The organism is Pseudomonas sp. Marseille-P9899 (genome assembly GCF_903166565.1).
Taxonomy (GTDB): Bacteria; Pseudomonadota; Gammaproteobacteria; order Pseudomonadales; family Pseudomonadaceae; genus Aquipseudomonas; species Aquipseudomonas huaxiensis.
In genome coordinates this window covers 814,712-826,924 of sequence record NZ_CAESCG010000001.1, presented here as the reverse complement: position 1 = coordinate 826,924, position 12,213 = coordinate 814,712, and the positions used below count along the sequence as shown (strand labels likewise).

At 58.1% G+C, this 12,213-nt stretch carries 17 protein-coding genes; 7 read left to right on the top strand and 10 right to left on the bottom strand.

Annotation, left to right across the window (positions count from 1 at the left end; all coding sequences use genetic code 11):
* The first annotated feature begins 206 nt into the window (after positions 1-206).
* The 3 genes from HWV67_RS03720 to HWV67_RS03710 all read left to right on the top strand — a co-directional run bounded on the left by HWV67_RS03720 (position 207) and on the right by HWV67_RS03710 (position 3,578).
* The gene (locus tag HWV67_RS03720) at positions 207-1,133 is read left to right on the top strand and encodes a transporter (protein WP_175649982.1); all 927 of its coding nucleotides are present in this window, start codon (positions 207-209) and stop codon (positions 1,131-1,133) included.
* A gap of 70 nt (positions 1,134-1,203) precedes the next feature.
* Positions 1,204-3,342, top strand: a complete 2,139-nt coding sequence (locus tag HWV67_RS03715) for a PQQ-dependent dehydrogenase, methanol/ethanol family (RefSeq protein WP_175649981.1) — start codon at positions 1,204-1,206, stop codon at positions 3,340-3,342.
* A 62-nt stretch (positions 3,343-3,404) separates the two neighbouring features.
* Positions 3,405-3,578 carry a hypothetical protein gene (locus HWV67_RS03710; protein ID WP_175649980.1) on the top strand — a complete coding sequence of 58 codons (174 nt, stop codon included), beginning with the start codon at positions 3,405-3,407 and terminating at the stop codon, positions 3,576-3,578.
* 43 nt (positions 3,579-3,621) lie between these two features.
* Here the strand turns inward: HWV67_RS03710 and HWV67_RS03705 are convergent, their stop codons facing one another.
* Complete coding sequence (locus HWV67_RS03705; RefSeq protein WP_175649979.1) at positions 3,622-4,395, bottom strand: ABC transporter ATP-binding protein; 774 nt, start codon at positions 4,393-4,395, stop codon at positions 3,622-3,624.
* A gap of 88 nt (positions 4,396-4,483) precedes the next feature.
* Positions 4,484-4,657, bottom strand: coding sequence for a hypothetical protein (locus HWV67_RS03700; RefSeq protein WP_157969688.1), 174 nt, complete (start codon positions 4,655-4,657; stop codon positions 4,484-4,486).
* Positions 4,658-5,152: 495 nt separating this feature from the next.
* Between HWV67_RS03700 and HWV67_RS03695 the strand changes: the two genes are divergently transcribed.
* Positions 5,153-5,449 carry a hypothetical protein gene (locus HWV67_RS03695; protein ID WP_175649978.1) on the top strand — a complete coding sequence of 99 codons (297 nt, stop codon included), beginning with the start codon at positions 5,153-5,155 and terminating at the stop codon, positions 5,447-5,449.
* 109 nt (positions 5,450-5,558) lie between these two features.
* Here the strand turns inward: HWV67_RS03695 and pseH are convergent, their stop codons facing one another.
* The 5 genes from pseH to HWV67_RS03670 form a co-directional block, all read right to left on the bottom strand.
* Entirely contained in the window at positions 5,559-6,110 is a 552-nt protein-coding gene (gene pseH, locus HWV67_RS03690; RefSeq protein ID WP_175649977.1) for a UDP-4-amino-4,6-dideoxy-N-acetyl-beta-L-altrosamine N-acetyltransferase, read from the bottom strand.
* Positions 6,111-6,112: 2 nt separating this feature from the next.
* Positions 6,113-6,313, bottom strand: a complete 201-nt coding sequence (locus tag HWV67_RS03685; RefSeq protein ID WP_110970093.1) for a hypothetical protein — start codon at positions 6,311-6,313, stop codon at positions 6,113-6,115.
* A gap of 275 nt (positions 6,314-6,588) precedes the next feature.
* Positions 6,589-7,338, bottom strand: coding sequence for a hypothetical protein (locus HWV67_RS03680; protein WP_175649976.1), 750 nt, complete (start codon positions 7,336-7,338; stop codon positions 6,589-6,591).
* Positions 7,339-7,384: 46 nt separating this feature from the next.
* The gene (locus tag HWV67_RS03675; protein ID WP_175649975.1) at positions 7,385-7,798 is read right to left on the bottom strand and encodes a hypothetical protein; all 414 of its coding nucleotides are present in this window, start codon (positions 7,796-7,798) and stop codon (positions 7,385-7,387) included.
* A gap of 35 nt (positions 7,799-7,833) precedes the next feature.
* Positions 7,834-8,130, bottom strand: coding sequence for a hypothetical protein (locus HWV67_RS03670; RefSeq protein ID WP_175649974.1), 297 nt, complete (start codon positions 8,128-8,130; stop codon positions 7,834-7,836).
* 146 nt (positions 8,131-8,276) lie between these two features.
* Between HWV67_RS03670 and HWV67_RS03665 the strand changes: the two genes are divergently transcribed.
* From HWV67_RS03665 to HWV67_RS03655, 3 genes are all read left to right on the top strand, one after another.
* Positions 8,277-8,531 (top strand): helix-hairpin-helix domain-containing protein, encoded by a 255-nt coding sequence (locus HWV67_RS03665; protein WP_175649973.1) that lies wholly within the window; start codon positions 8,277-8,279, stop codon positions 8,529-8,531.
* Between the two features lie 31 nt (positions 8,532-8,562).
* Complete coding sequence (locus HWV67_RS03660; RefSeq protein ID WP_175649972.1) at positions 8,563-9,105, top strand: hypothetical protein; 543 nt, start codon at positions 8,563-8,565, stop codon at positions 9,103-9,105.
* 84 nt (positions 9,106-9,189) lie between these two features.
* A complete protein-coding gene (locus HWV67_RS03655) occupies positions 9,190-9,645 on the top strand; it encodes a GNAT family N-acetyltransferase (RefSeq protein ID WP_175649971.1) in 456 nt (151 codons plus the stop codon).
* A 123-nt stretch (positions 9,646-9,768) separates the two neighbouring features.
* On the opposite strand, the gene HWV67_RS03650 is transcribed toward HWV67_RS03655, so the two are convergent.
* From HWV67_RS03650 to HWV67_RS03640, 3 genes are all read right to left on the bottom strand, one after another.
* The gene (locus tag HWV67_RS03650) at positions 9,769-10,461 is read right to left on the bottom strand and encodes a hypothetical protein (protein WP_175649970.1); all 693 of its coding nucleotides are present in this window, start codon (positions 10,459-10,461) and stop codon (positions 9,769-9,771) included.
* A gap of 140 nt (positions 10,462-10,601) precedes the next feature.
* A complete protein-coding gene (locus tag HWV67_RS03645) occupies positions 10,602-11,066 on the bottom strand; it encodes a hypothetical protein (protein ID WP_175649969.1) in 465 nt (154 codons plus the stop codon).
* 180 nt (positions 11,067-11,246) lie between these two features.
* Positions 11,247-11,690 (bottom strand): GNAT family N-acetyltransferase, encoded by a 444-nt coding sequence (locus HWV67_RS03640; RefSeq protein WP_175649968.1) that lies wholly within the window; start codon positions 11,688-11,690, stop codon positions 11,247-11,249.
* Between the last annotated feature and the right edge of the window lie 523 nt (positions 11,691-12,213).

Here is a 12,213-nt window from a genome sequence, read left to right as displayed (position 1 = left end):
ATGAGACAGTGCAGTGAAAGCCTGTTCTGGAACACCTCAAGCCGTCTATTGATCTTGTTATAAGCCGTTGATTTTGAATGACTTTCTATTCAATCAAAATAACTGGCACAGGTTCTGCTCAAGCCTTCTTCGTCTCCGGTCCACAGTGCACGTAACGGCCGGGATACACCACTCGATGTTAAACAAAAACAATAAAAGGTGATGTCATGACGAAGAGCGTTGATACGCGCCTCGCCACTTTCTTCAACACACGGAAACTGGCCAGGGTTGTCGGAGTGTCTACCGCGCTTGGCCTTGCGACGGCAATAGTACCTTCGGCCCTGGCCGCGGATGTGGACGCCGGTGATTACACCGCCATGCCCGCCGGCACCAACCTCGGCCTGGTCTACTACCAGCACGCCGAGCGCAAATCGCTGTACACCGACGGCCACAAGGCGCCACTGAATGCGCGGCTGGATTCGGATGTCGGCATCCTGCGGGGCGTGCATTTCATGCAGCTTGGCGACTACATCGTCGACCCGCAGTTTCTCCTGCCCTTCGGCAGCCTGCGAGGCAAGGACGACACCAAGGCGCTGGGCGACGACAGCGGCATCGGCGACCTGATCCTCGCGTCCACCGTCTGGCTGGTGAACGAACCGGCCAAACGCCGCTACTTCGGTATTACGCCTTATGTCTATGTCCCTACCGGCAGCTACGACAACGACCACGCGCTCAACCTTGGCGAGAACCGCTGGAAGTACACCCTGCAGGCCGGCTACATCCAGGGCCTGACCGACAAGCTCACCCTCGACCTGGTTGCCGACGTGACCTTCTTCGGCAAGAACGACGAATACGGCCCGGCCAAGGCCACCCTGAAGCAGTCCGAGCTTTTCCAGGGCCAGGCGTTCCTGCGTTACAACTTCACCGATGCCTTCGACGTGCGCGTGGGTGTTTCCCGGCTCTGGGGCGGCGAAACCAAGGTCGACGGCGTGCGTCAGGACGACGAGCCGGACACCAGCAAATTCAGCGTCGGCGCCTCGTACTTCGTAACGAAGGGCACCCAGTTGCTGGTCAACTACGGGCAGGACATGTCCGTGGAAAACGGTTTCAAGGAACACAACCGCATCAACCTGCGCGTGCTGCAGGTGTTCTGACATTCCGCCGATCCGTCGCGGATCGGCCATTGCTCCGCACAAGAACGAATAATCAAGGAGTCATGCCTACATGAACCGTTTGCAGTCCTCGCGTCACCGCCGAACCTGCCTTGCCACCGCCGTCTTGCTGTGCCTGCTGGGCCCCATCGCCGTCTCGGCGCCCGTCAACCAGGCCGCCATCGTCGCCAGCCAGACCGACGGCAACGAGTGGCTGAGCCACGGCCGCACCTACGACGAAACCCGCTACAGCCCGCTGAAACAGATCACCGAACAGAACGTCAAAGACCTCGGCCTGGCCTGGTCCATCGACCTGGACAACCATCGCGGCCTCGAAGCCACCCCGCTGTTCCACGACGGCGTGCTCTACGCCTCGCTGTCCTGGAGCCGCGCCATTGCCGTGGACGTCGCCACCGGCAAAGTGCTCTGGACCTTCGACCCCGAGCTGGACCGCGGTAAGGCCCGCGATGCCTGCTGCGACGCGGTCAACCGCGGCGTCGCCCTGTGGAACGGCAAAGTCTACATCGGCACCCTCGACGGCCGCCTGATCGCCGTCGACGCCAAGACCGGCAAACAACTCTGGAGCCAGCAGACCACCGACAACAGCAAGCCGTACACCATCACCGGCGCCCCGCGCGTGGTGAAGGGCAAGGTCATCATCGGCAACGGCGGCGCCGAATATGGCGTGCGCGGCTACTTCTCGGCCTATGACGCCGAGACCGGCAAAATGGCCTGGCGCTTCTACACCGTGCCGGGCGACCCCAACCAGCCCTACGAGCACCCCGAACTGATCGACGCGGCCAAGACCTGGAAAGGCGATCAATACTGGAAAGGCGGCGGTGGCGGCACGGTGTGGGACGGCATGGCCTACGACCCGGAGCTGGACCTGCTTTACGTCGGCACCGGCAACGGCTCACCGTGGAACCGCGAAATCCGCAGCCCCGGCGGCGGCGACAACCTGTACTTGTCGTCCATCCTCGCCGTGCACCCGGACACCGGCAAACTGGCCTGGCACTACCAGGTCACCCCCGGCGATAGCTGGGACTTCACCGCCACCCAGCAACTGAGCCTGGCGACCCTGGAACTCGACGGCAAGCCGCGCCAGGTGATCATGCAGGCGCCGAAGAACGGTTTCTTCTACATCCTCGACCGCAAGACCGGCGAGCTGCTCTCTGCAGAAAAATTCGGCAAGGTCACCTGGGCCGAGAAGATCGACCTGAAAACCGGCCGCCCCGTCGAAGCCCCCGGCGTGCGCTACGAAGACAAACCCATCGTGATGTGGCCAAGCCCCTTCGGCGCGCACAACTGGCACTCCATGTCCTATAACCCGGACACCGGACTGGTCTATATCCCCTATCAGGAGATTCCCGGTGTGTACCGCAACGAGTCGAAGGACTTTGTCAGACGCAAGGCCTTCAACACCGGTGCCGGCTTCTCCGACGGCGAGGAAGTGCCGCGTGAGGTGGTGTCCGGCGCCCTGCTCGCCTGGGACCCGGTCAAACAGAAGGAAGTCTGGCGCGTGCCCTACCCGCACTACTGGAACGGCGGCACCCTGACCACCGCCGGCAACCTGGTATTCCAGGGCACTGCGGCCGGCAACCTGATCGCCTACTCGGCAGACAAGGGCCAGCCACTGTGGTCGTTCGGCGCCCAGACCGGCCTGGTCGCCGCGCCCATCACCTACAGCTTCCAGGGCGAGCAGTACGTGGCGATCATGGCCGGCTGGGGCGGCGTCGCCCCGCTGATCGGCGGTGACGCGGCGAAGGCGCCGGGGGTCGGCAACATCAGCCGTCTGCTGGTATTCAAACTGGGCGGCAAGGCCTCGCTGCCGGCGCTGGCGGAGAAACCCGCCGTCGCAGCCGCCCGCATTCCCGAGGCGGTCCACGCCAGCGCCGCCGACCTGACCACCGGCAAACAACTCTATGGCGCCTACTGCTCGGTGTGCCACGGCGTTGGCGCCCAGAGCGGCGGCCTGATCCCTGACCTGCGCAAGACCGACGAAAGCCGCCGCGCCATGTTCCAGCAGATCGTCCGCGAAGGCGTCCTGCGTCCGCTCGGCATGCCGGCCTTCGGCGACAGCCTCAGCGCCGACGACGTCGAGAAGATCAAGGCCTACGTCATGAACCGCGAATACCTCGACTACCAGAAACAGCAGACCGCCGCCGAGGTCGCTGCGCGGCCCCGTTCCCCGGATAAATCTGAAAAAGATTGAATTCGCCGAGACGGGCCTCGGTCCAGACCTATGAACGCAGTCAATCTGACGAGGTAACAGCGATGACTATCGAAGCAGAGACACTCGTACAACTGACCGAAGCCCTGAAGAAATGCGGGATGAACCGAATCTGCGACATCGACTTCACCCGCGCGCCCTACCGCGAAGATCACCGCTGGACGTGCATTGTCAGCAAGAAGTCCAGCGCCAATCGGGCTCATGGGATGCGCGCTTGAATCGAGGTGGGTGGGTTATCGCGACGGTTCGGCGCGAAACGCCTCACGCGTGCCAGCAACGATACCAACCGTCTTCTTCGCTGATGCGCAGTTCGGTCTGGTACAGGTCGGACAGCGCGGCGCTGGTCAGCACCTCGGCCTTGGGGCCATCGGCGACGATGCGGCCCTGTTGAAGTAGCACCACCCGCTCGATCTCCGGGATGATCTCGTCGATATGGTGGGTGGTGATGATCATCGCGTGGTCCGCACCGCAGAAATTGCGCATCAGCTTGAGCATGCCCAGGCTCGCGCCCATATCCAGGCCATTGGCCGGCTCGTCGAGGATCAGCGCAGCGGGCTGATGCACCAGCGCCCGGGCCAGCAGCAGGCGGCGCTTCTGCCCGGTGGACAGGCGCTGGAACATGGTCTGCTCATGCCCTGACATCTCCACCACCGCGAGCAACGCCCGCGCCTGCTCGATCTGCTCGGCACTCGGCTGCAGGTGCCCGTGGGCGCCGATGGCGCCGAAGAACCCCGAGACCACCACATCCAGCGCCTGGGTGGACGGCGTGTAGTCTTCCTGCAAATCCTGGGACACAAAACCGAGGCGGCTGCGCAGCGCCCACAGGTTCACCGTGTCGCTACCGAACAGCCTCAAGTGGCTGCCTTCGCGTTCCACCGGGTACAGCTCGCGGGTGATCAGCTTGAGCAGGGTGCTCTTGCCGGCCCCGTTGGGGCCGAGGATGGCGACCTTCTCACCGGCACCGATGTGCAGGGAAAAACCGTCCAGCACACGGGTCTGCTGCTGGTAGGCGGTCACATTATGGATATCGATCATGGGGTACTCGTCAGCGCTGAGCGATAAAGAAAGGAGATGCGTTGGGGCAGGTTAATGCAGCATTTCTCGACCGCATTGCTCGCCCGCCTTACTTGCCTGGCGCTTGCCAGAGCGTTGCGCCCATCAGCGAGTAGCGGACCGTTTCACAGCTCTGATCGACCGTGCTGCATTCTTTATCGATTTTCAGGTTGGCGATAATAAAGGCCAACGCCAGCACGTTGCTTACGATCCCAAAGATCATGATTGCCCTGCTTTTGGTCATCTTGACTCTCCATTAGCCGGCCACATGCCAGCGCAGGTTAAATACCTGACCTTGGCGAGCAATGCCACTGTTGCGTAATGAAAAGCTTGGTCACGGCGAACCGTGATGCCTGTTTGCGTGTGATGGGAAGTTTCGGACTGCCAAGTGTTGCATAACGCAACGAAAATTAGTCCACGTCCGACTTTCGTGTAGGCCGTTTCCCAATCATACTTTCGCGCCTTCTCAGCGGTTGCGCTCATGGGAATCGGTGCCTAGTCTGCGGCGGTCGCTGCCCATTCAGCGATCAGGTTTGGTCACCTGAGTCCGATGCGCACTAGCGCCCCATCCGTTTGAGCGGGCGCTTTTTTGTGGCTGTCATTTAGTTTCATGGCGGCTGTGCGCGGGGCGCCTTCGGGTGCGCCGGTTTCCTCGGGCCCGGTTGACCAACCTGCGTACAGTCGCCACCTATCGTTTGGTCACGTATGTGGCGGCTCCATAGCCCAGAGGAGCCTCACAATGAAGAAGATCGTTCCAGACCCACCTGTTCCTACGCCCTTCCACACTCACTTCAGCTCATGCAACGGCGCGCATGCCCCGCTGTTTGCCGTGCGTGCGGACCCCGATATCCAGGACGCGCTGGCCCACCTTTCAGCGGCGCTCACGGCGGCATTCGAAACCAACGCGCAACTCTGCGAGATGCTTTCCCGGCCGCTGGCAGACCTCGCGTGGAGCACTTACCAGTCACTGGAAATCTGCCAGGCGTTGTCTGAGGCGTTATTGACGGACATTGCGAAAAAGCAGGCTGCCGGATAATCGCAGCCCATCGCGAGCAAGCTCGCTCCTACACTGTAGGAGCGAGCTTGCTCGCGATGGGCCCCCACACAGCGACTACCTGCCAGCTGTTTGCTGAACGAGACAAGGCTTATAACCTGGATACCCGCTCGATAAGGCTCAACATCGCCGGACGCTTTACCCGCCACTCATCCCTGGTAATCCCCAACAACACCACACCAATACGCTCGCCATCTTTCTCGATGTTCTGCCGCCGAACACCTTCAACCGAAAACCCAAACTTCTGGTGCATCTTCACAACCGCGGCATTGCTTTCCAGCACCTCGCAATTGAGTTTCTCCAGACCGGCAACATTGAACGCATGGTCCAGCATCCAGAACTCGACAGCACTTCCCAGCCCTTTGCCCTGCAACTCAGGATCGAGATAAAACGCCCAATCCGCCGTGCGGTGAGCGGTATTGATCGCATTAAGCGAAACAACCCCCGCCAGCGCCTCATCACGCATCACCACAAATACGGTTTGCCGAGTGCTCCCCAGCAGGCTGCTCAACCAGTTCAGATGCTCTTCTTCAGAGATCTCATGAGCGCTGTACATGAAACGCCGGACATCACGATGATTACGCAACGCCCGGACCTGCCGCTGAACGATGGCGTCTGCGTGCAGGATATTGATGAATTGCATGGCTATCCGTTGCTCGCCGGCTTCGACTGCCTGCGATTTCGCCATGCGCCCACAATCAGCAAGACCGCGCCAGGAATCAGCAGCCCCACAGCGGTATAACCAAATGCCGGTTGGCCTGACGCACCAACGGCCGCGAATGCGGCGCCGATTGCAATCAGCGGTACGCCGGCAAAGTTGAACGGGTTTCGGGTGTTGCTGGCCATATCGATTACTCCTGTAGATCTCTCGATGTGCTCGCCGGGGACTTTCTGAACCGGAGCAGTGCAAAGGCGATATTCGGCAACATCATGATGGTGAACATCCCCCAGAAACCGACCTTGCCCGCCCCATGAAGCGAGGCACCCAAGGCAATGAACGCGATTGTGAGGACGAACCGCATTGATGCGAACTTTTCCAGACCTCTCACACTGACTCCCGAATGCCCATCAAAAATGTCTCGCGATTCTACAGGCCGTCCATCAAGCGAGGGGAATAACGTTCAGTAAGAGAAATAAGGCAGGTACGAGCGCCATGTACTCCAGGTCAGCTTCTCCACCACGTTTTTGCTGCCCACCCGCCGCTGCCGGTAGAAATCGAACTCGGTTCTCCGGCGAATACCGATCACTTGCGTCGAATGTTTACGCGAGGACTCAAACATCGACTGCACCATGATGTATCGCTGCGGCGTGCTCTTGGTCGTCGTTGTGTTGTTCACGACCGTGGTCATTTCCTGTTTGAGCCAAGTGTTCTTGTAGGCATACGTCGTCTTGTTGCCCACCCACATGATCGCCTTGCTCGCGCGATTGAACTGCTCATCCTCGCTTGGCTGAAGATGGACCAGCGAATAACGGCTGCTGCCCCAGTCCAGCATCAGGGTGGTACATCCCGTCTGCAACTCGGTGACCCAGAGTTGTTCCTCTCCCACCGTCGCGTCGAACACTTCGGCAGCCTGGTGACGACCGCCAACGCCGCTCCCGACTGGTAATCCGTGACCGCGCATTGGCGAGACGACCATCGGCCGCTCGATTGCCGCGTCGACTTCGCGCTTCAGGATGCTGCTGGCAGTTATCGGCGACTTGTCGATGACGATGGTTATGCCCTTGGCAGCAAACGCCAGTGTGCGGACCATTGGAGTGCTGAGGGGATCCAGGCTATTGATTACGATACTGACCTGTTGAAGAACCGACATCGGATTCTGCAGGAGGGCTTCATATATTTCTTTGGAGTACTGCGCGTCTTCTTCAGCCATGAAAGGTTCCTCAGTCCATTGTCGTCATTCGCCCTGATCAAACGAGTCAAGCGTCTGCCTGGGCGTCGCGGTTCCTTCGATCCATTGCAACAGCAATGCCCGCCAGCAGAATCGCCAGCGTATACGCAAAGAGCCCGAGGTTGATGCCCAGGATCATATTTTCCGAACCGTCGGTAAGTACCATCGAGCCCCCGTAACCGTCCCTGAGCCAATAGGCCATCAAGAACCCGCCCGTTACGAACAGCGTCAGAAGACTCGCCAGCTTGAGGTCATCCCTGACCCAAACGAGCCAGACGCTGTACACGCCGATTGCCGTGTTGGTGAACAACTGCCAGGTCTCGTGCAATCGCGCATGCGGCGCCCAGGCCTGATTGAAAACGTGGGTGTCATTGATTTCCAGAATAGGCACGAGCACGGCATAAAAGACCACGCCAATGGTGACCAACAGCTTCGCAATCATTGGGGAAAGCTCCTTCTTTCTTTTTATTGGAGGCATCAATCCTCCTCGGCCAACTCGCAGACACCGTGTGCGCCGCCTTTACCGGTGTAGGACACATCAGGCGAGCCGTCTGGCCGGATCGACAGCGAGATGGTCACCCCACTTCCTTTTGCCTCGAAGTAGGTATCACTGAACTTCTTCAGCGTGGCTTCTTTACCGTTGATATAAATGGGGCCGCCTTCATCCGCGTGCACTTCGAGGTTACCCGGGCAGGTGGCATTAACCAATGGAATCCCGGCATTGGCGAACCCGGCGACGCTCGCCAATACAGCACCTAACAGTAATTGCTTCATGAAAACTCCTGAATCGGTGGCAGGCTGGAGATTCAGCAATAGCTGTTTTCAACGGATCACGCCAGCCAGGAGTGGCTGGTATTGAGATGAGCTGTTGCGTAAGGCAAACTCCGGCGATTTGATTGGCCCATAACAGGAGTTGACGGATGCCATTTTCACCGACGGAACACAGTGCCTTGCTGGCCTTGAAGGGCGTGGGGCCAGCCGTTATCGCGCGGCTCGAACAGATGGGCATCGACTCATTGGCAGTGCTCAGCGAAGCGAATACAAATGACATCCTCGCGCAAGCATCGGCAGCAGTAGGTTCGACCTGCTGGAAGAACAGCCCGCAGGCACGGGCCGCCATTAACGCGGCCATCGCACTTGCGAAAGACGCTCAAACAAGTACGCCAGTTGCGTAAATACTCGCCACCACGGATCGGAACACAAACAATGAAATTCGCCCTTATCACCAGCTCGCTGACTGCAGTCATGTTGAGCGCCAGTCTGCAAAGCGCCCAAGCGGCATCGGATCTGATCGGCAAGCGCGTCCAGAACGATTACGACGTAACGCTGTATCTGGACCCGGAAAAAGGCTTGGCGTATGCGTTGAAGGATCCTCAGTTCCAGCGCTATCACATCGAGCCGCGCAAACTGAAAATCAGCTACGCAATGGACAGCGTCGAAGCTGACCCCAAGTCAACGGCCGACGAACCGGTGATCGTCGAAATGGCGTCCGTGGGTGATCGCAAACTGGCCGAGATGAAACTGAGCGAGGAAGACCAGTGCTACGAAGCGTTTACCGCCGTACTGAGCCGCTTGGTATTCTCCGCCGCATCCGCCAAGCACCTTGAAGGCAAACAATATTTCCACCTCGCCAACGTCATTACGCTGAACGATAAAAAAATGCCGGGCGCACCGGGTGTGATCACGTGCAAGATCCCGGATCATGGGACGATTTATATGTATGCGCGGGGACAGGTAAGCACCAAGTAAGGCTGGCTCGCCGGGCATGGCAATAATTTTCCAACCGATAGAAGCAGCGAAAAAGCGGTGATCCTTCAGGATTGAGGTCTCAGCATGGAATGTCACGTTCGTCCCGCCACGAGCCAAGATGCAGCCGCAATTAGCCATGTAGTTCTTGCTGCCCTGCGTGAGTCAAATTCACAGGACTACCCACCTGACGTTATTGCTCAGGTTGAGCAGAGCTTTGCTCCTGACGTCATCACCGCACAACTCCTTAAGCGCAGGGTTTTCGTAGCCGTGCTGGGCGAAGCTATTATCGGCACTGCTAGTCTCGACGGTGACGTCGTGAGGAGTGTTTTCGTTGACCCTGTGCATCAGAAAGGCGGTATTGGTCGGCATTTAATGGATGTCATTCATGCAACCGCTGCCCGCGCCGGCGTTAAAGCGCTGCGAGTGCCCTCCTCGATTACAGCCGAAAGGTTTTATGCCACGTTGGGTTATCAGAAAATCCGCGATGCGTTTCATGGGGCTGAGCGCACCATCGTTATGGAAAAGCGGTTTCAGGATTAATCCAGGCTCATCTATGTAAATTGATCGCCCTTATACGCAAAAAGCCCAGCATAGTGCTGGGCTTGTTAGGTACTTGCGGTATTCAAAGACGATCTGACAAGAAACTAGCGGTGCTATCCGTGCTTACTGTTTCTTATACCCAACCAACCACATGTTGGTGTCTCCGCCTGCTTCCCAGCCAGTAGAGACGACCAGTTGGGAGATGAACCCAGGGAAGTCCTGCTGCATCTTGCTTTCACCCAACTGCTGATTGCTTGGAACAGCCATCATTGGCGGCTTGGGGCCGTCTGTGCGGACATTGCCAGACGTATTCATAGCGCTTTGGCCAATGAACATATGCAGTCCAGCGGCGTTGTTGACCGCAAAGCCAAGAGATTGGCCCCAACATACGGAGAACGGCGCGACGGGTTCCGATTTCTTGGCGCTCCACCAAATAGTCGCTTTCGCAACCCAGCAGTCGCTACGGCTCCAATCTGTCACCGTGACGGCAACACGCGGAAAAGGAGCCGAGGTGGTTCCGTCGTAAGGGTACTTGGTGAACAGACCGGCGAGCTTGGTTGTTTCCAGGGCGCGCACGTTTGGCAGCCCGGCAGGCTTCACCTGCGAGGGAGCGCTGTTCGTCGCAACGGTCGTTGGTTGCGACGCAGTTTGTGTTTTCGGCAGGCCCAACGCGTCAGCCAATGAAAGATTGACCTTGGTAGAACCATCTGGCTGTGCCTGGGTGGTGATGCAACCGCTCAGGCTCCCGACCAATACAGCCAGTGAGATTGCTTGTAATTGACGGGTAACAGAGGGGGATGAGGAGTAAAACGCCATGTTCGATCCATCGAATTGAAGGGGATAAGCGCCGTATTGTAAAAGTTTTCGGCCAACTCATGTCAAGACCGTGCTGAGAACACCGACTCACTGCGCTATCAACCAAGAGCCCAGCAAAGGCTGGGCTTTAATGTTTCAGCTTACTTAAAGTAGCCAGTTCGGCGCAGCCGCAGACTATAGATCCACACACTAATCAACAGGCCCGCATGGATGATTGCCGGCAGCACATACCAGATAACTTTCACATACATGCTGGCTGATACCCGGAAAACCTCCGGCGCCATGATCGGTGCCAGCGTCAGCCCCAACAGCAACGCGCCCAGCAAACACCACGACGATTTCGCGCTCCGCGCCCATAGCAGCAAACCGCCTGCGGCCAGCAGAATGCTGGTCAGCGCCGGAGGGATCAGCAGCATCAACGCAATATCGCCAGTCCTGGCCAAGCCCCATCCTTCGGCGACCAACCAATAACCGATTTTTGCAGTGAGAAGAAGGCAGTAGGCAGCCGCGACAATAACCAGCGCCAGCCGGGAAGCGTTCCGTGCTTGAGTTGCAGTTCTGTCCATAAATTCCGATCTGAGGATATGGCTGGCCAGCCCAGCCAAGTGGCGCAGCTTAACCGATGCCTGGAGGATCGGGAAAGAATCGAGCGGGAGGCGAGTTCACAAATCACCTTATGTACGGCCTCGTATTCACTGGTTCGGACGAACACTCTTTTCTCGACGCGCCTACCTTATATGTTGGCCGGAGCGCCCTGAAGCGCCAGCTTCTTGCCGGCACATTATTTAGTGATTGCTCAGGCACTTTTCGAAGCGAATATCACCTTCAGGTAAGTTCTCCACCGGCTGCCAGCCCAGCTTTCGATAGAACCCACTCGCACGGCTTGCTTCAGCAGTTTCCAGCCATATTGTCTCGTGCTGTTGAAATAGGAAAGCCTCTGCCCTATCCATCAAACTGCGACCCAATCCATGCCCCTCGAACTCAGGAAGGACGAAAGCGGCAAACACGCAGCCATCCTCAATATCACCCATGGAAAAACCTACCGGGACACCATCGACCTCAGCGACCCACGCGCACGGGGCCTCTAAAATTGCCTGCTGGATAGCTTCGGGAGTAATACCCATTTCAGCTAACTGATCATGGGATAGGTGGTTTTCCTGAACACTTGTCCGAATATCAAAAATGGCCTTGATATCGGACACACCGGCAAGCCTGATTGTTTTTTCCATGATTTGCTCCGTTGTACTCCATCAACGCAATAGAAATGTATCCGTCCAGATCTGCAATCAAGCAAAGCCCCACTTGTGCGGCAGTAACGCCGCAATAATGGGTGATCCAGCACAGATGCAGTCTTGAGGGGTGTCCGCCCCTAACAACCTTAAGCCTCCACTAGGGTCTGTATGAAAAGCCTTGAGACGAAGGTCAGGCAAAGCGAAAACAGCCGAGGAAGCGGAGTTTACGGGTTGTAAATGAGCATTCCGAGGCTGTTTTCAACGCAGCATCACCGAGTATCAAGGCTTTTCATACAGAGCCTAGGTACCCGCCGTGCTCCTTCAACAGTTTCAAGCCCGTAGGATAAACACCCAACCAATGCGGCCTGCATGGCGAAATCGATTCCAAAACAACCACGACAGGGCTACAGGCCACATTCTATAGCGGGCCGCCCTCATGCAGCCGCCACCTGCCAATTGGTGTGGCTGTCGGCGTGGGACGCACTAGCCATATGCCATCAAGCCATGTATCTTAAAATTT

What these genes read in the sequence shown, in the direction of transcription:
- HWV67_RS03685 (WP_110970093.1), bottom strand. Translation starts at nt 6,313, where the DNA reads ATGGCCAGCAACACCCGAAACCCGTTCAACTTTGCCGGCGTACCGCTG.
- HWV67_RS03705 (WP_175649979.1), bottom strand. Translation starts at nt 4,395, where the DNA reads ATGATCGATATCCATAATGTGACCGCCTACCAGCAGCAGACCCGTGTG.
- HWV67_RS03710 (WP_175649980.1), top strand. Translation starts at nt 3,405, where the DNA reads ATGACTATCGAAGCAGAGACACTCGTACAACTGACCGAAGCCCTGAAG.
- HWV67_RS03675 (WP_175649975.1), bottom strand. Translation starts at nt 7,798, where the DNA reads ATGATTGCGAAGCTGTTGGTCACCATTGGCGTGGTCTTTTATGCCGTG.
- HWV67_RS03650 (WP_175649970.1), bottom strand. Translation starts at nt 10,461, where the DNA reads ATGGCGTTTTACTCCTCATCCCCCTCTGTTACCCGTCAATTACAAGCA.
- HWV67_RS03660 (WP_175649972.1), top strand. Translation starts at nt 8,563, where the DNA reads ATGAAATTCGCCCTTATCACCAGCTCGCTGACTGCAGTCATGTTGAGC.
- pseH (WP_175649977.1), bottom strand. Translation starts at nt 6,110, where the DNA reads ATGCAATTCATCAATATCCTGCACGCAGACGCCATCGTTCAGCGGCAG.
- HWV67_RS03720 (WP_175649982.1), top strand. Translation starts at nt 207, where the DNA reads ATGACGAAGAGCGTTGATACGCGCCTCGCCACTTTCTTCAACACACGG.
- HWV67_RS03665 (WP_175649973.1), top strand. Translation starts at nt 8,277, where the DNA reads ATGCCATTTTCACCGACGGAACACAGTGCCTTGCTGGCCTTGAAGGGC.
- HWV67_RS03680 (WP_175649976.1), bottom strand. Translation starts at nt 7,338, where the DNA reads ATGGCTGAAGAAGACGCGCAGTACTCCAAAGAAATATATGAAGCCCTC.
- HWV67_RS03700 (WP_157969688.1), bottom strand. Translation starts at nt 4,657, where the DNA reads ATGACCAAAAGCAGGGCAATCATGATCTTTGGGATCGTAAGCAACGTG.
- HWV67_RS03640 (WP_175649968.1), bottom strand. Translation starts at nt 11,690, where the DNA reads ATGGAAAAAACAATCAGGCTTGCCGGTGTGTCCGATATCAAGGCCATT.
- HWV67_RS03655 (WP_175649971.1), top strand. Translation starts at nt 9,190, where the DNA reads ATGGAATGTCACGTTCGTCCCGCCACGAGCCAAGATGCAGCCGCAATT.
- HWV67_RS03715 (WP_175649981.1), top strand. Translation starts at nt 1,204, where the DNA reads ATGAACCGTTTGCAGTCCTCGCGTCACCGCCGAACCTGCCTTGCCACC.
- HWV67_RS03670 (WP_175649974.1), bottom strand. Translation starts at nt 8,130, where the DNA reads ATGAAGCAATTACTGTTAGGTGCTGTATTGGCGAGCGTCGCCGGGTTC.
- HWV67_RS03695 (WP_175649978.1), top strand. Translation starts at nt 5,153, where the DNA reads ATGAAGAAGATCGTTCCAGACCCACCTGTTCCTACGCCCTTCCACACT.